Annotated in this window: 18 protein-coding genes and 1 pseudogene; 12 read left to right on the top strand and 7 right to left on the bottom strand. The window is 65.8% G+C overall.

Features of this window, described 5'->3' with window-relative positions; translation table 11 throughout:
- Positions 1-352: 352 nt before the first annotated feature.
- The 4 genes and pseudogenes from araA to ABIR17_RS02000 form a co-directional block, all read right to left on the bottom strand.
- Positions 353-1,876: an L-arabinose isomerase gene (gene araA / locus ABIR17_RS02015; RefSeq protein ID WP_348002684.1), complete on the bottom strand. Its 1,524-nt coding sequence runs from the start codon at positions 1,874-1,876 to the stop codon at positions 353-355.
- Positions 1,873-2,586, bottom strand: a complete 714-nt coding sequence (locus ABIR17_RS02010; RefSeq protein WP_348002703.1) for an L-ribulose-5-phosphate 4-epimerase — start codon at positions 2,584-2,586, stop codon at positions 1,873-1,875. Before ABIR17_RS02010 ends, araA begins: the two co-directional genes overlap by 4 nt.
- 39 nt (positions 2,587-2,625) lie before the next feature.
- Positions 2,626-4,206: pseudogene (locus ABIR17_RS02005) on the bottom strand (FGGY-family carbohydrate kinase); the annotation flags it as partial.
- A gap of 38 nt (positions 4,207-4,244) precedes the next feature.
- Positions 4,245-5,276 (bottom strand): LacI family DNA-binding transcriptional regulator, encoded by a 1,032-nt coding sequence (locus ABIR17_RS02000; protein WP_348002683.1) that lies wholly within the window; start codon positions 5,274-5,276, stop codon positions 4,245-4,247.
- A 108-nt stretch (positions 5,277-5,384) separates the two neighbouring features.
- Between ABIR17_RS02000 and ABIR17_RS01995 the strand changes: the two genes are divergently transcribed.
- The 6 genes from ABIR17_RS01995 (at position 5,385) to ABIR17_RS01970 (ending at position 11,946) form a co-directional block, all read left to right on the top strand.
- Positions 5,385-6,389 (top strand): LacI family DNA-binding transcriptional regulator, encoded by a 1,005-nt coding sequence (locus tag ABIR17_RS01995; protein WP_348002682.1) that lies wholly within the window; start codon positions 5,385-5,387, stop codon positions 6,387-6,389.
- An 85-nt stretch (positions 6,390-6,474) separates the two neighbouring features.
- Positions 6,475-7,701, top strand: coding sequence for an extracellular solute-binding protein (locus ABIR17_RS01990; protein WP_348002681.1), 1,227 nt, complete (start codon positions 6,475-6,477; stop codon positions 7,699-7,701).
- A 38-nt stretch (positions 7,702-7,739) separates the two neighbouring features.
- Positions 7,740-8,732, top strand: coding sequence for a sugar ABC transporter permease (locus ABIR17_RS01985; protein ID WP_348002680.1), 993 nt, complete (start codon positions 7,740-7,742; stop codon positions 8,730-8,732).
- Positions 8,733-8,785: 53 nt separating this feature from the next.
- On the top strand, positions 8,786-9,547 hold the full coding sequence (locus ABIR17_RS01980; protein WP_348002702.1) for a carbohydrate ABC transporter permease: 762 nt from the start codon (positions 8,786-8,788) through the stop codon (positions 9,545-9,547).
- A gap of 33 nt (positions 9,548-9,580) precedes the next feature.
- Positions 9,581-11,347 carry a glycogen debranching protein gene (locus tag ABIR17_RS01975; protein WP_348002679.1) on the top strand — a complete coding sequence of 589 codons (1,767 nt, stop codon included), beginning with the start codon at positions 9,581-9,583 and terminating at the stop codon, positions 11,345-11,347.
- Between the two features lie 41 nt (positions 11,348-11,388).
- On the top strand, positions 11,389-11,946 hold the full coding sequence (locus ABIR17_RS01970; protein WP_348002678.1) for a hypothetical protein: 558 nt from the start codon (positions 11,389-11,391) through the stop codon (positions 11,944-11,946).
- 16 nt (positions 11,947-11,962) lie between these two features.
- Here ABIR17_RS01970 and ABIR17_RS01965 read toward each other — a convergent pair whose 3' ends face one another.
- Together ABIR17_RS01965 and ABIR17_RS01960 are read right to left on the bottom strand one after the other, a co-directional pair.
- Positions 11,963-13,528 carry a DEAD/DEAH box helicase gene (locus tag ABIR17_RS01965; protein WP_348002677.1) on the bottom strand — a complete coding sequence of 522 codons (1,566 nt, stop codon included), beginning with the start codon at positions 13,526-13,528 and terminating at the stop codon, positions 11,963-11,965.
- 212 nt (positions 13,529-13,740) lie between these two features.
- A complete protein-coding gene (locus ABIR17_RS01960; RefSeq protein WP_348002676.1) occupies positions 13,741-14,616 on the bottom strand; it encodes a DUF4349 domain-containing protein in 876 nt (291 codons plus the stop codon).
- A gap of 197 nt (positions 14,617-14,813) precedes the next feature.
- On the opposite strand from ABIR17_RS01960, the gene ABIR17_RS01955 reads away from it, so the two are divergent.
- From ABIR17_RS01955 to ABIR17_RS01945, 3 genes are read left to right on the top strand one after another with little or no spacing between them, the layout of a single operon-like run.
- Positions 14,814-15,011: a hypothetical protein gene (locus tag ABIR17_RS01955; RefSeq protein ID WP_348002675.1), complete on the top strand. Its 198-nt coding sequence runs from the start codon at positions 14,814-14,816 to the stop codon at positions 15,009-15,011.
- A gap of 40 nt (positions 15,012-15,051) precedes the next feature.
- Positions 15,052-15,831 carry an alpha/beta fold hydrolase gene (locus ABIR17_RS01950; protein WP_348002674.1) on the top strand — a complete coding sequence of 260 codons (780 nt, stop codon included), beginning with the start codon at positions 15,052-15,054 and terminating at the stop codon, positions 15,829-15,831.
- Positions 15,832-15,833: 2 nt separating this feature from the next.
- Positions 15,834-17,120, top strand: coding sequence for an MFS transporter (locus ABIR17_RS01945; RefSeq protein ID WP_348002673.1), 1,287 nt, complete (start codon positions 15,834-15,836; stop codon positions 17,118-17,120).
- Between the two features lie 3 nt (positions 17,121-17,123).
- Here ABIR17_RS01945 and ABIR17_RS01940 read toward each other — a convergent pair whose 3' ends face one another.
- Positions 17,124-18,332, bottom strand: a complete 1,209-nt coding sequence (locus ABIR17_RS01940; protein WP_348002672.1) for an MFS transporter — start codon at positions 18,330-18,332, stop codon at positions 17,124-17,126.
- Between the two features lie 339 nt (positions 18,333-18,671).
- On the opposite strand from ABIR17_RS01940, the gene ABIR17_RS01935 reads away from it, so the two are divergent.
- Genes ABIR17_RS01935 through ABIR17_RS01925 form a run of 3 tightly spaced genes read left to right on the top strand, consistent with a single transcriptional unit; the run spans position 18,672 to position 22,259 of the window.
- Entirely contained in the window at positions 18,672-21,122 is a 2,451-nt protein-coding gene (locus tag ABIR17_RS01935; protein WP_348002671.1) for a ribonucleoside-diphosphate reductase subunit alpha, read from the top strand.
- Complete coding sequence (locus ABIR17_RS01930; RefSeq protein ID WP_348002670.1) at positions 21,119-21,229, top strand: ribonucleotide-diphosphate reductase subunit beta; 111 nt, start codon at positions 21,119-21,121, stop codon at positions 21,227-21,229. Before ABIR17_RS01935 ends, ABIR17_RS01930 begins: the two co-directional genes overlap by 4 nt.
- 31 nt (positions 21,230-21,260) lie before the next feature.
- The gene (locus tag ABIR17_RS01925; protein ID WP_348002669.1) at positions 21,261-22,259 is read left to right on the top strand and encodes a ribonucleotide-diphosphate reductase subunit beta; all 999 of its coding nucleotides are present in this window, start codon (positions 21,261-21,263) and stop codon (positions 22,257-22,259) included.
- Positions 22,260-22,262 lie beyond the last annotated feature (3 nt).

The following is a 22,262-nucleotide window of genomic DNA, read 5'->3' as shown; positions in this document are numbered from 1 at the left end:
CCAAAACCTCTCTGTTCTGGTTCACCCGTCATCGGGTGGGGGGGAGTACAACCGCGGTCGCCTCTGTGCGGTGCGGCTTTGGTCGAAATGTTAGCCTTCACAATTGGTCCAGCGCCAACCCTGATTTGATCACGATTGCGTAACGACGCTCGAGCTCTCCCTCGCTGGGCACCTCGCGTTGAACGCGTCAATAGCACGTTGATCAGGTATTTTGCCACAACGAGATACCCCCATGGCGCTCGCCGGATCGGTCGCGTGACGGGACGCCAACTCGTCGAACAAAATGTGAACGCTCATCACAGCAGCCCTGCAGCGGACGCGATGTGATCGCTCTCCGCGCTAAGGACGGGCCCTACAGACCCTGTGCGAGACGGTAGTACGCCGCGTTCCAACGCAGCTGCTGCTGGAAGGCATCCGTTGTGGTGTTCTCGTCGATGACGAGTAACTCGACACCGGACATCAGCGCGAAGTCCTTGAAAACCTCGATGCCGACCTGTGTGGTCATCACGGTGTGGTGGGCCGCACCGGCGGTCAGCCAGGCGGTCGCCGAGGTGCGGAAGTCGGGGCGCGGCTTCCAGATCGCGCGGCCGACCGGCAACTTCGGCATCGGATGCGGCAACTCGACGTTGTCGACGACGTTGGCCACCAACCGGAACCGCTCGCGCATGTCGGAGAGCGCGACGACCAGCGCAGGTCCCGGATCGGCGGTGAAGACGAGTCGCACCGGGTCGTCTTTGCCGCCGATGCCGAGCGGATGGATCTCGAGCGTCGCCTTCTTCGACGACAGCGCGGGCGAAACTTCGAGCATGTGGGCACCGAGGATGAGTTCGTTCCCGGGCTCGAGGTGGTACGTGTAGTCCTCCATCAGCGAAGCGCCGCCGGGAAGGCCGGCGCCCATGACGGCGGCGGTGCGCACCAGCACGGCGGTCTTCCAGTCGCCCTCGGCGCCGAAACCGTAGCCGTCGGCCATCAGGCGCTGCACCGCGAGTCCCGGCAACTGCTTCAGGTCGCCGAGGTCTTCGAAGGAGTCGGTGAAGGCGTGAAAGCCGCCCTCTTCAAGGAAGCCGCGGAGGCCGGCCTCGATGCGGGCGCCTTCTCGAAGAGACTCGTGTCGGTCGCCTCCCGGTACCAATTCCGGAACGACGTCGTAGCTGTCGAGGTACTCGGCGACCAACTCATCGACCTGCGCTTCGGAAACTGCCGCGATCGCCGCGACGAGATCGTTCACGCCCCAGGTGTTGACTTGAACGCCGAGGCGGATTTCCGCTTCGGTCTTGTCGCCCTCGGTGACGGCGACGTAGCGCATGTTGTCGCCGAATCGGGCGAGCCGCATCCCGCGGGTGGCCGCGCGCCCTGCGGCAGCACGGGTCCAGACACCGACCCGGGTGGTTACCGCGGCGTCAGACACGTGCCCAACGACGGTCGTGCGGGGGATCGCCATCCGGCTCTCGATGTAGCCGAACTCGCGGTCGCCGTGCGCGGCCTGGTTGAGGTTCATGAAGTCGAAGTCGATCTCGCCCCAGGGGAGGTCGACGTTGGCCTGGGTGTGCAGATGCAGCAGCGGTTTGGCGAGAGCGTCGAGCCCGGCGATCCACATTTTCGCGGGCGAGAAGGTGTGCATCCAGGCAATGACGCCGATCACATCGTCGTTCGCATTAACCTCCAGCATCAACCGCCGGATGCTGTCGCTGTCGGTCAGCACGGGCTTCCAGACGACGGTGACCGGGATGTCGGCTGAGCCCTGCAGACCCGCCGCGACGGCCTGGGACTGGGTCGCGACCTGCTTGAGGGTCTCCTCGCCGTAGAGACCCTGGCTGCCGGTGAGGAACCAGACCTGCTTCTGCTTCAGGTCAGGAACGATGCTGCGAGTGGTCATGCGGGGTCTCCTTGAGGCTTCTGGCCATAGACATTTTGGTAGCGGTCGAAGAGGGCGTCGATGCGATCCTGCGGGATCGGAATGACGGGTCCGAGTTGGCGGGCGAGGTGGATGGTGCGCGCGACGTCTTCGCACATCACGGCGGCCTTGACGGCATCCGTCGCGTCCTTGCCGATCGTGAAGACCCCGTGGTTCTGCATCAGCACGGCCCGCGACCGGTGACCGTCGAGTGTTTCGACGATGCCGCGACCGATCGAATCGTCGCCGATGATCGCGAACGGTCCGACCGGGATGTCGCCGCCGAACTCGTCGGCCATGGCCGTGATCACGCACGGGATGCTTTCGCCGCGCGCGGCCCAGGCCGTCGCGTAGGTGGAGTGGGTGTGCACGACGCCGCCGACGTGCGGCAGGTTGCGGTACACGTAGGCGTGCGCGGCGGTGTCGCTCGACGGCGAACGGTCGCTGCCGGGGGAGCCCGCGATGACGTTACCGTCGAGATCGCAGAGGATCTGGTTCTCGGCAGTCAGCTCGTCGTACCCGACGCCCGACGGTTTGATCACGAACAGGTCGGCCCCAGGGACGCGTTCGGAGATGTTGCCACCGGTCCAGATCACCAGGCCGTACTTCACCAGTTCGGCGTGCAGGCGCGCGACCTTCTCGCGGGTGGCGTGGATCGCATCCTCGAGTTCGGGAGTCGTTGCGGGGGTTATCGCGGGGGTTAGCGCGGGGGTTAGCGATGACGTCGGCTTCAGCACCTCGACGGCCGTCCGTTCGATTGCCAGGCCGGCACGGTAGCGCGTCAGGTAGTCGGCGAAGCCCGCGACATCCGCCCGGTCGGGTTCGACGGCCTGCGCCCCGGAGCCGGCGAAAACCCGCTCCTGAAGGTAGGTCGCGAGGTCGAGGTCACCCGGATCGGCGGCGTAGGCGGCGAGCACCGCGGCTCCCCACGCTCCGCCCTCGGAGGCGGTTTCGGCGACAGTGACGGGAGCGTCGAGCGCCGCCGCCAGGAAGCGTTGGGCGACCCCGGCGGTGCGAAACATCCCGCCGTGCGCGTACATCCGGTCGAGCTGCACGCCCTCGTCGGCGAGCACGCGCATGCCGAGGCTCAGGGTCGCGAACACCCCGTACAACTGCGAGCGGATCGCGTTGGCGAGGGTGAACCTGCTGTCGGGGGTGCGCACGAAGAGCGGTCGGCCCTCGGAGAGACCGGCGATTGGTTCGCCCGCGAGATGGTTGTAAGAGAGCAACCCCCCGGCATCGGGTTCGCCGTCGAGGGCTTCGCGAAACAGCGTCGCGTAGACGTCGTCGGCTTCTGCGGGAGTACCGGATGCCGCGGCGAAGCGGGTGAACATCGAGGCCCAGGCGGCGAGTTCGCTCGCGCCGTTGTTGCAATGAACCATCGCGACCGGGTCGCCTGCCGGAGTCGTGACGACATCCAGTTCGTGGTGCACCTCGGCGAGCGGCCGCTCGAGCACGACCATCGCGAAGATGCTCGTGCCGGCGCTCACGTTGCCGGTGCGCGGCGCGACGGCGCTCGTGGCGACCATGCCGGTGCCCGCGTCTCCTTCGGGCGGCGCGAGGATGGCCCCGGGGTGCAGGGTGCCCGTCGGGTCAAGAAGTGCCGCGCCGTCTGCGGTGAGTTCTCCCGCGGAAACCCCCGCGACGAGAACCTCGGGCAGGAGTTCGCGCAGGGGCGGGAGCGAACCCGCGGCGAGTCGGTCATACCGGGCGAGCAGCTCGGCGTCGTAGTCGCGGGTCGCGGGATCGATCGGGAACATTCCCGACGCATCTCCGACGCCCAATACCCGGCGACCGGTCAGCCGTTCGTGAACGTAGCCGGCGAGAGTGGTGATGCTCGCGATCGCCGGCAGGTGCGGCTCGGCATCCCGTACTGCCTGATGCAGGTGGGCAATCGACCAGCGCAACGGGATGTTGACCCCGAATAGGTCGGTGAGCTCAGCCGCGGCATCGCCGGTATTGGTGTTGCGCCAGGTTCGGAATGGCACGAGCACCTCACCTGCGGCGTCCAACGCCAGGTAGCCGTGCATCATCGCCGAGACCCCGAGCGCGCGGACCGCGGTGAGGGAAACCCCGAAACGCCGTTCGACGTCGGCCGCGAGGTCGGCGTAGGCGGCCTGGAGCCCGCTCCAGATCTCGTCGATCGAGTAAGTCCAGAGCCCGTCCACGAGTTGGTTCTCCCACTCGTGAACGCCGCTGGCGAGCACCTCGGTGAGCTCGTCGCCGATCAGGCAGGCCTTGATCCGCGTTGAGCCGAGCTCGATGCCGATCGTCGCGCGCCCCTCGGTGATGGTGGCTCGCTGGTCGGTCATGCTCGTCCTCCTCGACGTAGGTTCAGTGATGTTACCGCTCACATCCCCGCCGCGCTAGCGGCGCCTTCGCTGCGGGGCGGCGCCGTCGAATGGCGAACGACCAGCCACGGTTCCACGGACGGGTCGACGCCCTCCGCTGCAGTCCCGTCGAGTCGACCCACGAGCAGGGCGACAGCACGTCGCCCGACCTCGGCGAAATCCTGGTGCACCGTCGTGAGCGGCGGAAGGCTGTGCGCCGACTCGGGGATGTCGTCAAACCCGACGACACTGACCTCTGCGGGTACGCGCCGCCCGAGGTCGGAAAGCCCGTGGATCAGACCCAACGCCATCTGGTCGTTGCCGCAGACGATCGCGGTAGCCGTTGGGTCGAGAGCTGCCGCGGCGGCATACCCGGAGTCGGCGGTCCAGTCGCCCGACAGTGCGGGCAATACCGGCAGCCCCTCGGCCCGCAGAAGATCATCGACCGCGCGACGACGCACGACGGCGTCGAAGAAGTCCATCGGACCGGCAACCTGTTGGATGCGGCGGTGCCCGAGGTCGAGCAGGTGACGAGCGAGCAGTCGCGCCCCGGCCGCCTGATCAACGGTGACCGCGGTGCCCGTGGGGGTCTCGCCGGTGTTGAGAACCACGAGCGGAAGTTCGTCGCCGAGCATGAGTTCGCCGAGCATCGAGGCATAGGGGGCGATCACGACGAGAGCTTCGATCGACTGATCGAGCAAGAACTCCAAACTCTCGCGAATCGCCACCGGATCGGCCGGCGCGCTCGTGATCAGCGGGCGATAGCCGGCATCCCGAGTCGCGTGTTCGATCGCGTGCAGACTGCTCATCGGGCCGAACTCGGCGCTCGCCGGAGCCAGAACGCCGATCGCCCGACTTCGACGGGTGGCCAGGGTACGGGCAGCCCGGTTGGGGCGAAAACCGAGTTCGCGGATCGCCTCGAGCACGCGCTCGGTCGTCGTCGGACGCACCCCGCCGGCGCCGTTCAGGACGCGCGAAACCGTCTGGTGGGACACGCCCGCCAACTGCGCGACGTCGTACATATTCGGCGTACGCCGGGCGGGATCGCTCACCCGCGTCAGGCTAGTACTTGCCGAACGGCGCGCACCTTGCTACTTTCATCGAAGCGGTTCGACGAAGCGGTTCGACGAATCCGCTCCCAGCGTGCGCAAGGAGGCGACATGGCAACCATCGAAGACGTTGCACGTGTCGCTGGCGTCTCACGGAGCACTGTCTCGTACGCCCTCTCCGGTAAGCGCTCGATCTCCCGAGCGACGCAGGACCGCATTGAGGCCGCGATCGCCGACCTGGGTTTCACGGTCAATGCCGGCGCCCGCGCACTCGCGACCTCGCAGACGATGTCGATCGCGCTGCTCTCGCAGTTTCACCAAGACGAGTTCGCGCCCGCCATGCTGCAGTACATCCGGTCCGTGTCGGACGCCGCTCGCGAACTCGGTTACGACGTGCTCTTCGTGACCGACACCGACGGCGCCGCCGCGGTCAAGCGCATCACCTCGTCGAACATGGTCGACGGGGTCGTCCTGCTCGACGTCACGCACGCCGACCCCCGCCTGGGACTGCTGCGCGCCGCGCGTCAACCCGGCGCGACCGTCGGACTTCCTGGCGACGTTGAGGGTCTCGACATTTTCGACCTCGACTTTGCCGAGTCTGCCCGCCTGATCATTGACCACCTGTACGGTCTCGGCCACAAAGAGGTCGTGCTGATCAGCCCCCCTGAGCATGTCTTCGAACGTGGCGGGGCGTACGGCTGGCGCTTCCGGGATGCCGCGGTCGAACGCGCGGGCGGCTACGGGATGCGCATCCACACGTACTACGGCGAGTCGCAGCAGCCAGCGATCGGTACCAACATCAACTCGATCCTCGACGCCCGCCCGACGGCGACGGCGCTGGTCGTGCACAACGATGCGACGATCGCGGCGCTGCCGCTCGTCCTGATGGCGCGCGGAGTGAAGGTCCCTGAGGACCTCTCCGTGGTCAGCCTGTACTCCACAGACTTCGGTCGGATCTTCTCGCTGCCCTACACAGCAGTCGAGAGTTCGCCCGACGTGCTCGGTCGCTTGGCGGTCGAGCAACTGGTTCGTCGGATCAACGACCCGGGCCACGCAGGTCCGGCCGTCGTGCATCTGATCGCACCGGAATTGAGGGACCGCGGAAGCACGGCCTAAACCAGGCCCGCTTCCCGCGGGCTTTGCGAGGACTATTGTCGAACCGGTTCGAAAGCACCCCACGCAGTATTCAGAGAGGAATATCGTGATCACTCGCAACAACGCGGCTCGCTTCGGCGTGACGCTAGCGGTGACGGCAGCGCTCGTCACTGCCCTGGCCGCATGCTCCACCCCAGCCCCATCGAGCACCGGTGGCGGCACCTACAGCCTGTGGGACCCGTACCCCGACCGTGACGCCACGTCGACGTGGGCGATGGCGATCAACGCCTGCGCCACCGACCTCGGCATCACGATCGAGCGCAACTCGGGCAACACCGGCGACACCGTGAAGGACCTCACCACCGCGGCGTCCAACCTCCCCGACATCGCCATGGTCGACAACCCGAAGGTCTCGACCCTCGCGGACGCCGGCCTCCTCACCACCGCGAAGGACAACGGCCTGGATGTCTCTGACATCTCGCCCAACATCCTCAGCGCCGGTGAGATCAACGGCGACGTCTACGGAGTACCGGTCGGCGCCAACACGCTCGGCCTGTACTACAACCCGACCGTGCTCGCCGCGGCCGGGGTCGACATCGCCAGCGTCAAGGACTACCCGTCGCTGACCGCTGCTCTGCAGAAGATCGTCGCTGCCGGCAAGAAGGGCATCACGTTCTCGGCGGTCGGAACCGAGGAGGGATCCTTCCAGTTCCTTCCGTGGTTCTGGGGCGCCGGAGCCGACCTCACGAAGCTCGACTCGCCTCAGGCGGTCTCGGCTCTTGAACTGTGGACCGGATGGGTCAAGGACGGGCTCGCCCCGAACTCGGTCCTCGCGAACACGCAGGGCACCAGCTGGGACGAGTTCCTGACCGGTGACTTCGGCTTCGCCGAAAACGGCTCCTGGTTCAAGGGCGCCGCGGACACCGCCGGCTACAAGTCGATCCAGGTTCCCGGCATCGCCGGGGGAGTCGCACCTGCTCCGACCGGTGGCGAGTTCATCAGCATCCCGGTTCAGAAGGACACCTCGCGCTACGCCACGTCGGTGAAGATCGTGAAGTGCCTCACTGAGGGCAGCGCAGGCGCGACCGCGCTGGGCTACATCGCTCCGACCCAGGCCGGCATCGATGCTCAGCTCACGGCTGACCCGACGCTGAAGTTCTGGGCGGGTGCCGTTGGGGATGCGAAGCCTCGCACCGCCGACAACCTCGGGATCAAGTACAGCGTCATCTCCGAGCAGCTCTACACTGCGGTGCAGAGTGCCCTGAGTGGCGCGATGAGCCCGGCCGACGCACTCGCGGCGGCTCAGGCCAAGGCGCTGGAGAACCTCAAGTAGTCACGGGTTCTCCCGACGACTACCTACGAGGACACATCATGACGACGACGAAGCTGCCGGGTTCGCCCGCCCTTCGTCGTCGCCAGAAGGGGGCGGCGGGATCCGCCGCCCCCTTCACCCCCGAGCGCCTCAAGACGCGCCGCCGGATGCGGCTGCGCGGCGGCCTCGTCGCGTGGGGGTTCATCGCCCCGGTCGCGATCTACCTGCTCGTTTTCTACGCCTACCCGCTGTACCGCAACATCGACCTGAGCCTGCGCCACTACACACTTCGGTCGTTCATCGACGGCACCGCAGACTTTGTCGGCCTTGACAACTACGTGAAGGTCATCCGGGACTCCACGTTCTTGCCGGCCCTCACTAACACCGCCGTCTTCACCTTCGTGTCGATCGGCTTCCAGTTCGCGATCGGTCTCGCGCTGGCCATCTTCTTCTTCCGCAAGTTCCCTCTCGCCTCGACCTTGCGTGCACTTTTTCTGGTGCCGTGGCTTCTCCCGCTCCTGGTGTCGGCGTCTACCTGGGCCTGGATGCTGAATAGCGACTCGGGCATCGTCAACGCCACGCTGCAGTTGGTGGGCGTTCCGCAGATCAACTGGCTCACGTCGCCGCAGTGGTCGATGGTGTCGGTGCTGATCGCGAACATCTGGATCGGCATCCCGTTCAACCTGGTGATTCTTTACAGCGGGCTGCAGAACATCCCGACCGAGATCTACGAGGCGGCCGCGCTCGACGGTGCCTCGGGCTGGCAGAAATTCTGGCGCATCACCTTCCCGCTGCTGAGGCCCGTGTCGGCCATCACGCTGTTGCTCGGGCTGGTGTACACGCTCAAGGTCTTCGACATCATCTGGATCATGACGCGCGGGGGTCCGGCCAACGCGTCGACGACGTTCGCGATTTGGTCCTACCAGCTCGGTTTTGGCAGTGGCTCACCGCAACTGAGTCCCGCGGCCGCGGTCGGCAACCTGCTGATCCTGGTGGCGTTTGCCTTCGGTCTGATTTACATCCGCACCCAGCGCCGAGCGGCGAACTCGTGAAGGCCCGCCGCTCGCTCGGAGCCACGGTGATCGGTGTCGTGTTCACCGCGATCATGCTGTTTCCGTTGTATTGGATGGTCAACGTCTCGCTGACGCCGCACAACGAGCTGCGCAAGGATCCGCCGAACCTGTTCCCGTTCGACGCCACCTTCGACGGGTACACGACAGTAATTAGCCAGCAGCTTCCGTACCTCGGCACCAGCCTCATTGTCGGCCTGGGGACCGTGGCTCTCACCCTTGCGCTCTCCGCACCGGCCGCGTACGCGCTCGCGAAACTGCAGCCGTTCGGCGGCAACGTGGTGAGTTTCGTGCTGCTCACGGCGCAGATGATCCCCGGCATCATCATGGCGATGGGGTTCTATCTGATCTTCAACAACTGGGGCCTGCTCGACACCGTCCCCGGTTTGATCCTCGCCGACTCGACCCTGGCAGTGCCGTTCGGGGTGCTGATTTTCACGGCATTCATGTCAGGAATCCCCGACGAGTTGATGTCGGCGGCGAAGATCGACGGCGCCGGTCCCTGGCGTACCTTCCGTTCGATCGTCGTTCCGATCAGCCGAAACTCGATCGTCACGGTGTCGCTGTTCGCGTTCCTCTGGTCGTGGTCAGACTTCTTGTTCGCCTCGACCCTGGACCGCGGCGGAGATCTTCAGCCGATCACGATGGGCATCTACCGCTATATCGGCAACAACACCCAGGACTGGAACGCGATCATGGCCACCGCCGTCGTCGCGTCCATTCCGGCGACGGTGCTCCTGGTTGTCGCGCAACGCTACGTCGCCGCGGGTGTCACCGCCGGCGCCGTCAAAGACTGATCGCCGCTCCACCCCTTTTGTAGAAGGACGACCATGCCACCCGCCGTATCTGACTCTCCCCGTTTCGACGTTGCAGAGATTCCGTTTAGCGCGCGCGGTTCGTGGCTCGACCTCTCGCCGGTGGTCGGGCTACACACCCGGGCGGACGACATCCATCTGGTCTCGCATCAGACCGGGATGCACGCGGTGCTTGCTCTGGTGCCCCAGGTTGCGGGCGCGCGCACCGAGACCGAACTCGCCGCGACGCCGTCAGTGTTGCGGTGGCGCCACGCCGCCGGCCGGATCGAGGCGACCTTCGACGGCATCGACGCGGTGCGGTTCCGCGGCACCGATCTCGGGCTGAAGTTGGCCGATGCGGCTGGCGGCCTCACGCCGTTCACCGGCACCTATCTCTTCACCGAGCCGGGCACGAAGGCGGCCGTCTTCACCTCGTACGAGACCGGCCGCCGCTACCGGATTACGCCGCTCACCGGTTCGCTGCTGGTCGACGGCGACGGCGCACTCGGCGCCGCGGGTCGGTCGGTTTCGATCGACGGTGATCGCTGGGAGCTCGTTGTCGAAGAATTCACGGCGGCTCGCACGCCGTATCGGGCAACGAGGTCTTTCGACGAGATCGTCGCCGAGAACGCGGCCGAGTTCACCGCCTACCTCGACGCTCTCGCGCCCTGGCGCAGCGCCGCGACCCCCGCCGCTCCGCTCGCGGCGTACGTGCTGTGGTCGGCGACGGTCAGCCCGCTCGGCTTCCTCGGGCGCGAGTCGATTTTGATGTCGAAGCACTGGATGGACAAGGTCTGGAGCTGGGACCACTGCTTCAACGCCCTCGCCTTGGCACCGGGTCTCCCCGCCGTCGCGCTCGACCAGTTTCTCGCCCCGTTCGATCATCAGGATGCGGCGGGGGCGCCGCCGGATTCGGTCACCCATTCCGAGATTCTTTACAACTACGTGAAACCGCCGATCCACGGCTGGGCGCTCGCGAAATTGCGAGAACGCACGCCCAACGGGTTGCGACCCGATCAACTCGTCGAGGTCTACGGACGACTGAGCCGTTGGACTCGCTTCTGGCTGGATCACCGCCGCGTCGCCGGGCACGTGTTGCCGTACTACCAGCACGGCAACGACAGCGGCTGGGACAACTCAACGACGTTCGACCGCGACCGCCTGATCGAGTCGCCTGATCTCGCCGCATTCCTGGTCGTACAGCTCGACGTGCTGAGCGGCATCGCGCGCGAGCTCGGCAACGGTGAGGCACCCGGTTGGGCGACCGATCGGGATGCCGTCCTCGCCGCATTGCTGACGGAGCTGTGGGATGGCACCGACCTCGTCGCGATCGGCGCCGACTCGCGCCAGCCGAGTACCGCGACCAGCCTGCTCAACCTGCTGCCGATTCTCGCGGCGAAGCGGCTGCCGAAGGAGATGCGCGACCGTCTCGCCACCCGGATCGCTGAGCACCTCACCGAGTGGGGTCTCGCCACGGAGATCCCGGGCTCGCAGCACTACGAATCTGACGGCTACTGGCGCGGACCGATCTGGGCGCCCTCGACGGTGCTGATCGAGTCCGGTCTGCGCTCGAGCGGGTACACCGAACTTGCCGACGACATCAGCCGCCGATTTCGGGCGCTGTGCGAGCGGTCGGGATTCGCCGAGAACTTCGACGCCGTCACGGGGGAGGGCCTGCGGGATCGCGCCTACTCGTGGACCGCGAGCGCGTACCTGTTGCTGGCAGGCGAGGCGGCGTCGCGAAGCGGGTCGACATCCACGGCATCCAGCCGCCTCGTCGGGGAGAAGAGTCGCCGGCGCTGACCGCTACGCGCGGCCCGATCGCGCGTAGGCTCGCCAGCGCGATGGACGTGAACGGGGCCGCCGAGGCCGTGCGGGCTCTGAGCGGTTCGCACCGTGCGGTGCTGATCGCGCTCGACGGATTCGGTGGGGCGGGCAAGTCGACGCTGGCCCGAGTGCTCGCCGACCAACTGGGCAGCGCTGAAGTGATCGCGCTCGACGACTTCATCGTGAAAGAGCACGTGCTCGACGACTCGTGGGAGTTCGCCTGGGATCGCGCGCGGCTGCGGGAGCAGGTGCTCGAGCCGCTAGTCGCCGGTCGGCAGGCAGCCTTTCAGCGACTCGACTGGGCGACGAATACCCTCGGCGCGTCGATCCAGGTTCCCCGGGCCGATTTCGTGATCGTCGAAGGGATCACGACGCTGCATCCCGAACTGCGCGAGCACTGGGACTACTCGATCTGGGTTGAGACGCCGGTCGCCGTCGCGCGAGAACGTGGACGAGCCCGCGACGCCGGGAACGAGAACGAAGGGCACTGGGACCTGTGGTCACGCAACGACGTCGGCTACCGGGCCGGGTATGAACCCGACCGGGCGGCCGACGTCGTTATCGCGGGTGACTAAAGCAGTCGGCTGAAGCTCAGTAGCGACGTTCGCCCGAGGACGATGCTCCGCCGGCCGAGGCCCGACGGTTGCGACGCTGACCGCCGGGAGCCGCGGCCTGTCCGTTAGACGGAGTCGACGAGGTGTAGCGCGGGGCGCCACCCTGACCCTGTGCGGCGGGGCGCTGCTGCTGTCCCGACGACGTACGCGGAGTCTCGGTGCGGAAGGTCGCTTGACCGGTCCGCTGACCCTGACCGGCGCCACGGGACTGTCCGCCGGTGCGAGCCTGGCCCCCGGTGCGAGCCTGGCCGCCGGAGCGTGCCTGGCCGGTACGGCCACCCGACGACTGTCGGTTGCCTTCCCCCGCCGGACGCGGCTTGCGCGGACCCTGCTGCTGCTTGGGCGCGAGCGGAGCCGGCTTGACGTAGGCGGCAACCTCGCCGACCAGTTCGCCGACGATCGCCGACGTCGCGGTGACGGGCTGCGGGGTCGCCTGGATGCCGGCCTTGCGCATCAGCAGTTCGAGATCTTTACGCTGCTCGGGCAGAACGATCGTGACGACAGCGCCCTCTTTGCCCGCGCGGGCGGTGCGGCCTGAGCGGTGCAGGTACGCCTTGTGCTCGGCCGGCGGGTCGATGTGCACGACCAGCTCAATGTCGTCGACGTGCACACCGCGGGCGGCGATATCGGTTGCGACGAGCACCCGGGTGGAGCCGTCGGCGAACGACGCGAGGTTGCGATCGCGCTGCGGCTGGCTCAGGTTTCCGTGCAGGTCAGCGGCGGGGATGCCGGCGGCCGTCAGGTCGCGGGCCCAGCGCTTGGCGACGTGCTTGGTGCGGGTGAACATGATTCGACGGCCCGTGCCCGAGGCAAGAGCGATCACGAGGTCTTTCTTCGACGACGCGTCGGAGGTCGCGAGGACGTGGTGCTCCATCACGCCCTGCGGAACCTCGGAGTCGGCGGCGCCGTGACGACGCGGGTCGTGCAGGAACCGGGTGACCAGTTTGTCGACGCCGTTATCGAGCGTGGCGCTGAACAGCATCCGCTGTCCATCGGCCGGTGTGGCCGACATGATGCGGGTGACGCCGGGCAGGAAGCCGAGGTCAGCCATGTGGTCGGCCTCGTCGAGAACGGTGATTTCGATCGCGTCGAGGCTCACCAGCTTCTGCTTCATGAGGTCTTCGAGGCGGCCGGGGCAGGCCACAACGATGTCGACGCCGGCACGGAGCGCGGCGACCTGCTTCTGCTGCGAGACACCGCCGAAGATCGTGGTCGTGGTGAGGCCGTAGGCGGCTGCGAGCGGCGCGATGGTCGCGTCGATCTGAGTGGCGAGTTCACGCGTCGGGGCGAGCACCAGCGCAAGCGGGCGACCCGCGCGGCGGGATCCGCCGGAGAGTCGGGTGCCGAGGCGGGCGACCAGCGGGATGCCGAAGGCCAGCGTCTTGCCGGATCCGGTGCGTCCGCGCCCGAGAACATCCCGACCGGCGAGAGTGTCGGGCAACGTCGCGACCTGGATCGGGAAGGCCTCGGTCAGACCCTGACGCGTCAGGATCTCGGTAAGGGGGAAGGGCACGCCGAGCGCGCTAAAAGTTTGGGTAGTCATGAGTGGGGATACTTTCCGCGATCACGCGCGAGATTTTCGCACGGGCGTGATCGATTGAAATGGCGAAGGCGCCGAGTGCGGCACATCCGTTCGCCGTAAGAGAGTCATCGACCTTGATTTGAAACCAAAGGAGAGGAGCGTCTACGACGCAGGCACCGCAGAATTCAACGAAGCCAGTGGTCCAACCGTAGCAGAGCGCCCTCGACAGAGACTCAACTGGCCGAACTGGGGGTGTCGCGACGGCGGCGACGGCGCACGATCCAGACGGTCAGGACGACCATCAGACCGGCGGTGATCAGCCAGGGCAGCAGCACTCCGAGCGCGACGAGCAGCCCGGAGAAGAAGCCGACGAAGGCACCCCAGCCTGCCTGGAGTCCGGTCACGAAGTCGAGTGGTGCCTGAACGGGCGCGTCGGCATCGGACCGGAGAGAGAGCGAGAGCGTCGAGAGCGCAACCTGATCGGCGGTGGCGCGCTGTTGCGCCTGGAGGCTCTCCAACTCGCCCTGATGCTCGGCAATCTGGGTCTCGAGGTCGATGAGGTCCTGGATGCTGGTGGCCTGAGCGAGCAGACCGTTGAGCCGGGCGATGATGCCGGTCTGAGTCGCGATCCGCGAGTCGAGGTCGGCGACCTGCAGGGTGACGTCGGTCGAGGAAGTGGTGATCTCATCCGCCCGCCCGAGCGCGCTCAACTGGTCTATTACTGACTGAAGCTTGTCGGCCGGGATGCGCAGCGTCAGTTGTGCGCCACCCTTGTCGCCGTTGGTCGGTGCGTAGATGCTCTGGCCGTCGATGCGTCCGCCGGCGGCTTCGACGATCTTCACGGCATCCCGTGACGCCTTCGTCGGGTCGTCGGCGGTGACCGTCATCGAGCCGGTCACGATGACGGAGCGGTCCTGGGCCGTCACGTCGAGATCGCCGGAGGCGCCGCCTGCTTCGCTGACCACCCCACCGGGAGCTGGCACGGGTGCAGACACGCCGCTGTCATAGGTGGTGCTGCCGCCGGCCGCGCCACTGCAGCCCGCGAGCAGCAACATCGCTGCCAGGAGTCCCGAGCCGAGAATGGTGCCGCGTACGCTGATCCGCTTCATAGAGGAAACGCTAGAGTCGCGCGCGCCACGGCACCACACAACGTTCATCACGATTCGATCGTCAGCGGGTCACGATTTGGACTCGGCCCCTACGCCCGTGCTTTGAGAGTGTCAACCCCTGTGCGTCCCCGGCGTCGCGGAATACCGTCGAAGTACCCGCTAGGGAGCTCCACAAGAGCTCGACAAGGAGGAACATCATGGGTCTCATGGACAGCGCGAAAGACGCCGCCGACTCCACCGCCAAGAAGGTCGGGGAGTGGGTTGACGACACCAAGGAACGCGTCTCCGACAAGGTCGACGAGGTCAAGGCCGACGCCGAAGTTAAGAAGGCACACGCGGACCGCGATGCCGTCGAGGCGAAGAACGAGTACAAGGAGAACATGCGCGAGAGCTGATCGCAGCTCGCGCGTCGTCCGCCAGCTCTAGCATGGCGGCATGGGGTGGCTTCGCAGTCTTTTGCGAAGACCGCCCCTTCTCCATATTGCGGGGGATGTTGGCGATGGCCCAGTCGTCGTGCTTCTGCACGGGATCGCCTCGTCGTCGGTAACCTTCGCGAACGTCATCCCCCTGATCACGGCTCGGCATCGAGCGGTATCCGTTGATCTGCTCGGATTCGGTGAATCTCCAGCGCCCGAGGATGCGAACTACACGATCGAAGAGCACGTCGCGGCCCTCGACCGCACCCTGCGGCGCGCGCGGCTGCGAAGGTTCGTTCTCGTCGGTCACTCGATGGGTGCCCTGATTGCAGCACGCTATGCCGCCACCCACCCCCGTCAGGTCAGGCGACTCGTGCTGGTGAGTCCGCCGGTCTACCTGTCGCCAGCTCAACTGAGCGGGCAGCTCAACCGAACGGCGATGGGCCTCTACCTTTCGCTCTACGAGTTCTTGCGCGCCAACAAGCAGTTCACGATCCTGGCCGCCGCGGGAATAGCCCGGTTGTCGCCGATCAAGGGACTTCTCGACGTGTCTGAACGAAACTGGCGCGCATTCACGTTGTCGCTCGAAAACGCGATCGAGTCGCAGTCCACCGTGAGCGATGTGGTGGCGGTGCGCGCCCCCATCCAGCTCGTGTACGGCACGCTCGACCCGTTCCTGCATCCGGCCGGTCTGCGCATTCTCGAGGGCCTGCGCAATGTCACCTCCCACGCCGTGCAGGGCGGCGACCACGTCATCCGGCCGCGCATGGCACGCGTCGTCGCGACGGCGATCGGCTGACCGTGGCCCAGACGCAAAAGTTGGGCGCCGCGTTCGGCAATATCTTCACCGCCAACCTGTCTTCGAGCCTCGCCGACGGCATCGCCCGTACCGCCGCTCCGCTGCTCGCGGTGCAGCTGACGAGCGACCCGCTCCTGATCGCCGGTATTGCTGCACTGCAGATGCTGCCGTGGCTGCTGTTCGCGATTCCGGCGGGGCTCATCGTCGACTCGGTCGACCGGCGGCGAGCCCTGGCGATCGCGAACACGCTGCGCGCGCTACTCGGGGTGGGACTCTTCGTGCTCGCAGCTACCGGCACTCTCACGATCCTCTGGCTGTACGTCGTGATCTTCCTGTATGGCGTCGGCGAGACCGTCTACGACGGGGCGATTAGGGCCGTCGTGCCGAGTATCGTGCCGAAGGCGCTGCTGCCCCGGGCGAACGGTCGCATCGAGGCGGCCGAAGTGGTCGTGCAGAATTTCGCGGCAGCTCCGATCACGTCGGCACTGTTCGCGGTCACCGTGCTCATCCCGTTGGGAGTGAATGCGGCGGCGTTTGCGCTCGCCGCTGCGCTCGCGCTTGCGCTGCCAGCCGTGGCATCCGGTCGTCAATTTGCGACACCCAAACCCGAGGTGCGCGAGCCCTGGCATCAGCAGTTGGCGGAGGGTTTCCGGTTCATCTTCGGCCGACGGATGCTCGTGATCCTGCTCTTCCTCAGCACCTTCATCGGCCTGTGCTTCTCGGCGGCGACAGCATCGTTCGTGCTGTTCCTGGTCGATGATCTCGGGCTGCCCGCGCCGCTCTTCGGACTTTTCCTGGTGACCGGAGCATTCGGCGGTTTGGCAGCCTCACTGCTGGTCGCCCCGCTCGCGAAACGGTTCGGGAGTGGCCGCACGATGGCGGTCGCCAATCTCGTCGGGATCGTGCCGCTCCTCGTCATCGGGCTGCTGCCGTCGATCTGGGTCGCGGCGGTGGGGTACTTTTTCTCGAGCCTGGGCGTGACGACCTGGAATGTGCTGGTGATCTCCCTGCGGCAGAGCATCATCCCCGGTCGACTGCTCGGCCGAGTGCACGGCAGTTGGCGAACGGTGCTCTGGGGTTCCATGCCGCTGGGTGCGCTGATCGGCGGTCTGCTCGGGCGAATCGACCTGGCGGTGCCGTTCATCGCCGGGGGCGGGGCGGCCACGATCGCCGGAATCCTGTTTTTCAGATTCATCTCGCGGCTGCCGAACCCTGAGGACGTTGACAACGGTGACGCGGCGCCGCCCATAGCCGAGGCCGGGCCCACCGACCCCACGGTTCTGGAGTAGTCGCTAGCTGGGCTGGGTGGGAATCGGCTCAGTGTCGGGAATGGGGCCCGCATCCCGTCCCCGAAGGTCAGGCAGGGCGCGACGAAACACCAGGGCGATGAGTACCGCGAGCGCCGCCAGGGTGACCGAGGTGTAAAACGCGCCGTGTGCCCCAGCCGCGTCGATGAGAAAGCCCGCAACGGCTGAACCCAGGGCGGCACCGAGCAGTTGACCCGTTCCGACCCAGCCATAGGCCTCAGCGGTATCGCTGAACCGCACACTCGACGACACCGCGGCGAACATGACCGCGAGGCTCGGGGCGACCATGAGGCCGGCGATCAAAAGGGCGCCGGAGAGGGTCCAGAACTCCCACGCAAATGCCGCGAGCAGCGCGCCGATCAGGATGCCGCACATGCGAAGAGCGAGCGACCACGGACGGCCAGCCCGATGGCCAAAACCGAGACCACCGCCCAGGGACGAGAGCGCGAAGAAGGCCAGGACGATTCCCGCCTGCGGACTTCCGTTGCCAAACGTCGCGATGACTCCGGCTTCGATCGCCGCGAACGATCCGACGATCAGAACCCCGACGACCGTGACGACGAGCACCGACGGTCGCGTCAGGACGGCCCCGAACCGTCGCTTCGACCGCGGGATGCGCACTCGCCCCAGCTCGGGACTCGAGATGAACCACGCGCCGCCGCCGACCAGAAACACGAAGGAGAGCAGGATGCCGGCAGTCGACGAGATCTGGGTGGCGGTGAAGGTCACCAGGACGGGTCCCGCGACCCAGATGATTTCTTGCGCGCTGGCGTCGAGCGAGAAAAGTGGGGTGAGCTGGCGGCTGTTGACGACCTTCGGGTAGATCGTGCGCACCGCCGGTTGGATGGGCGGGAACGACAGCCCGGTCAAGAGGGCGATCGCCATGAAGCCGGTGAGCGGGAGCGGCGCAAACGCCAGGGTGAGCAGCGCGCAGGCGCTGACGCAGGTGGTCAGGATCAGCACCGGGCGCATCCGCCACACGCCCATCCACCGGCTGGTGAGAGGGCCGGCGACCGCTTGCCCGACGCTCAGGCTGGCCAGTACCAGACCGGCGGCGCCATACGAGTGGAAGATCCCCTCGATATGGATCAGAAGGCCCAGTGACAGCATCCCGCCGGGGAAGCGGGCCAGAAGCTGTGCAAAAAGAAGCCGGGCGACCCCCGGCGTGCGCAGCAACTCTCCATACGTCTTCACGGCCTTGCCACATTACCCATCTCACCGCGAAATCAGGCGGCTCGAGCGCCCGTCAGGTTGTGGAAACTGTGGACAAGTCCGCGGACTTATCCACATTCTGTGGACGACACGCCCACTAGATGTAGTGGTTCCAGTCCTGTCGGTACCCGGATATATAGTGATCAAACCTCCCGGCCAGGGGGAGGGCAACACCGGCCGGCTGGGCAGAATTTTCAGCATTGATCGGAACAGTCCGGCATTGCACCGGATCAGTACAACCGAATTCGCGAGCGACTCACGAGGTCGCAGGGGACGCGTCCTTCAGGACGCAGAAGGAGCACGAGTCATGGAGAAGCGGCGTTGAGCATCACGGTCGTCAAGCGCAACGGAGAGCGCGAGCCCTACGACGCGAACAAGATCAACCTGGCCATCGAACACGCGAGCCAGGGTCTCGACGACGACATCACCTGGGTGACTCAGATCGCGTCGGAACTCGAGCTCACGCTCTTCGACGGCATCACGACTCAGCAGCTGGATGAGGCCGTCATCCAGGTTGCCCTGCAGAACGTCAAAGACGACCCGCAGTTCGACACCGTCGCCGCCCGCCTTCTCTTGAAGACGATCTACAAGAGCGTGCTCGGTGACTACGAAACCGCCGCCGAGCTGAAGTCGCTGCACGCCGAACACTTCCGCGCGAGCGTCATGCGCGGCGTCGAAGAGAAGCTGCTCGACCCGCGATTCCCCGACCTGTACGACCTCGACCGCCTCGCGGCTGCGCTTGAGCCGAGCCGGGATGAGCTGCTCAAGTACATCGGCGTTGTCACCCTCAACAACCGCTACGGCATCAAGGCCCGCAACAACGACCCGCTTGAGGTGCCCCAGTTCTTCTGGATGCGCATCGCGATGGGCCTCTCGCTCAACGAAGCCGACCCCACCACGGTCGCGATCGGCTTCTACGACAAGATGTCGAAGCTCGAGTACGTCGCGGCCGGATCGACCCTGGTCAACGCCGGCACCGCGTTCCCGCAGCTCTCCAACTGCTTCGTCATGGAGATGCAGGACGACATGGAGAGCATCGCCAAGTCGGTCGGCGACGTGATGTGGCTCACCAAGGGCACCGGCGGCATCGGCCTCAGTGTTACCAAACTGCGTGCGCAAGGTTCTCCCATCCGGAGTAACAACACGACCAGCACCGGCCCGATCCCGTTCATGCACACGATCGACTCCGTGCTGCGGGCGGTCAGTCGCGGCGGCAAGAAGTTCGGTGCGCTGTGCTTCTACATGGAGAACTGGCACCTCGACTTTCCCGAGTTCCTCGACCTGCGGCAGAACTCGGGCGACCCGTATCGCCGCACCCGCACCGCGAACACCGCGGTCTGGATCAGCGACGAGTTCATGAAGCGCGTTCAGAACGACGACGACTGGTACCTGTTCGATCCGCTCGAGGTCAGCGACCTCAACGAGCTCTACGGCGCCGCATTCTCGAAGCGCTACGCCGAGTACGTCGCCATGGCCGAGGCCGGCGAGCTGCACATGTTCAAGAAGATCGGCGCGCGCGAGCAGTTCAAGTCGATCCTGATCTCGCTGCAGACCACCAGCCACCCGTGGCTGACCTGGAAAGACACGATCAACAACCGTGCCCTCAACAACAACACGGGCACGATCCACCTCAGCAACCTGTGCACCGAAATCTGCCTCCCGCAGGATGCCGAGAACATCTCGGTCTGCAACCTCGCCTCGATCAACCTGACGACGCACCTCACGGTGGGCGCCGACGGTGCACTGGGCTTCGACTGGGATCTGGTCGACGCCAGTGCCCGCAGTGCGGTGCGTCAACTCGACAACCTCATCGATATCACCGAGTCGTCGGTCAAGGAAGCCGACCACGCCAACCAGCAGAACCGCGCGATCGGGCTGGGCGTCATGGGCTTCACGGATGTCGTCGAGAAGCTGGGCTTCTCGTACGAGAGCGAAGAGTCCTACGACCTCATGGACGAGATCATGGAACACGTCTCGTACGCCGCCATTGACGAGTCGGCCGACCTGGCCCGCGAGCGTGGTTCGTACAACAACTTCGCGGGTTCGGGTTGGTCGCAGGGTCTCGTGCCGTTCGACTCGATCGCGATCACCGAGAAGGACCGCGGCGTCGACATCAAGGTCAACCGCACGACGCGCCTCGACTGGGACGCCCTGCGCGTGAAGGTCAAGGGCGGCATGCGCAACGCGACCCTGATGGCGATCGCGCCCACGGCATCCATTGGTCTGGTCGCCGGCACCACGCCGGGTCTTGACCCGCAGTTCTCGCAGATCTTCAGCCGCGCGACGAGCAACGGCAAGTTCCTCGAGGTCAACCGCAACCTGGTCGAGGCGCTGCAGTCCCGCGGGCTGTGGGCATCGGTTCGTGAGCAGATTCTGCGGTCGCAGGGAGACATCCAAAACATCGACTCGATTCCGGATGACGTCAAGGCCGTGTTCAAGACGTCGTTCCAGCTCTCGCCGTACTCGTTCCTCGAGGTCGCGGCCCGCGCGCAGAAGTGGATCGACCAGTCGATCAGCCGCAACATGTACCTCGAGACGCGTGACCTCGGCGACATGATGGACATCTACTACGCGGCCTGGGAGCGGGGCGTGAAGACGACCTACTACCTGCACATGAAGCCGCGCCACACGGCCGAGCAGTCGACGGTCAAGGTCAACAAGTCTGAAGATCTCGATCAGGTTGCCCTGGTGACCGAGTCCGCTGTTACGGGCTCGACGCCAGCACCCTCGACGGCTGCGCCCGCGCGACGTGGATTCGGCGGCGTCAAGTGACCGGCCCGTTCGACACCTACGCGGTGTCTACCGACACGGCCTCGATCAACGGCTACGAGGTGCCCGTCGATCCGATGGACGACCTCCAGTGCGAGAGCTGCCAGTGAACGCCGTAGGCGTTACCGGAGGTAACTGAGCATGGGCATCCTGGGCACCGGCATCTCCGAGGGGCTCCTCCTCAAGCCCGTCAGGTACAAGTGGGCGATGGACCTGTACGAGCAGGCCGTCGCGAACACCTGGTTCCCGAACGAGATTCAGCTCGGCGAAGATATCGCCGACTTCAAGAAGATGACGGATGAAGAGCGCCACGCGATCACCTTCCTGATGTCGTACTTCAACCCGAACGAGTTGCTCGTCAACAAGGCTCTCGCCTTCGGGGTTTACCCCTACATCAACGCTCCCGAGGCGCACCTCTACCTCGCGAAGCAGATGTGGGAGGAGGCGAACCACTGCATGTCCTTCGAGTACGTCCTCGAGACCTTCCCGATCGACCGCAACGAGGCGTACAACGCTCACGTCGACGTGCCCTCGATGGCGCGCAAGGAAGAGTTCGAGGTCTCGTTCATCCGCCGGATGACCGAAGAGACCCTCGACATCACGACGACCAAGGGCAAGCAGGATTTCGTGCGCAACCTGGTCGCGTACAACGTCATCCTCGAAGGCATCTGGTTCTACTCGGGCTTCATGGTGGCGCTCTCGTTCCGGCAACGGAACCTGCTGCGCAACTTCGGCTCCCTCATGGACTGGGTCGTTCGCGACGAGAGCCTGCACCTGAAGTTCGGCATCAACCTGATCCTCACCGTGCTCGACGAGAATCCCGACCTTCAGACGCCGGAGTTCGCGGCCGAGATCAAGCAGATGATCCTCGATGCCGTCGAGATGGAGGAGCAGTACAACCACGACCTGCTGCCCAACGGCATCCTCGGGCTCAACGCGAACTACATCAACCAGTACGTGAAGTACCTGGCCGATCGTCGCCTCGAAGAGCTCGGCTTCGACCCGGAGTACAACGTCACCAACCCTGCGAAATGGATGGCGACGGCGAACGACACCCTGCAGTTGGTCAACTTCTTCGAGTCGACGAATACCTCGTATGAGTCGAACGCTTCCGCGTCGTCGGGGCCCAAGAAGGAGTAGCGC

This window comes from Pseudolysinimonas sp. (assembly GCF_039912695.1).
Classification (GTDB): domain Bacteria; phylum Actinomycetota; class Actinomycetes; order Actinomycetales; family Microbacteriaceae; genus Pseudolysinimonas_A.
Note: the sequence above shows the minus strand (reverse complement) of the source record. Positions and strands in the feature narration are given on the sequence as shown.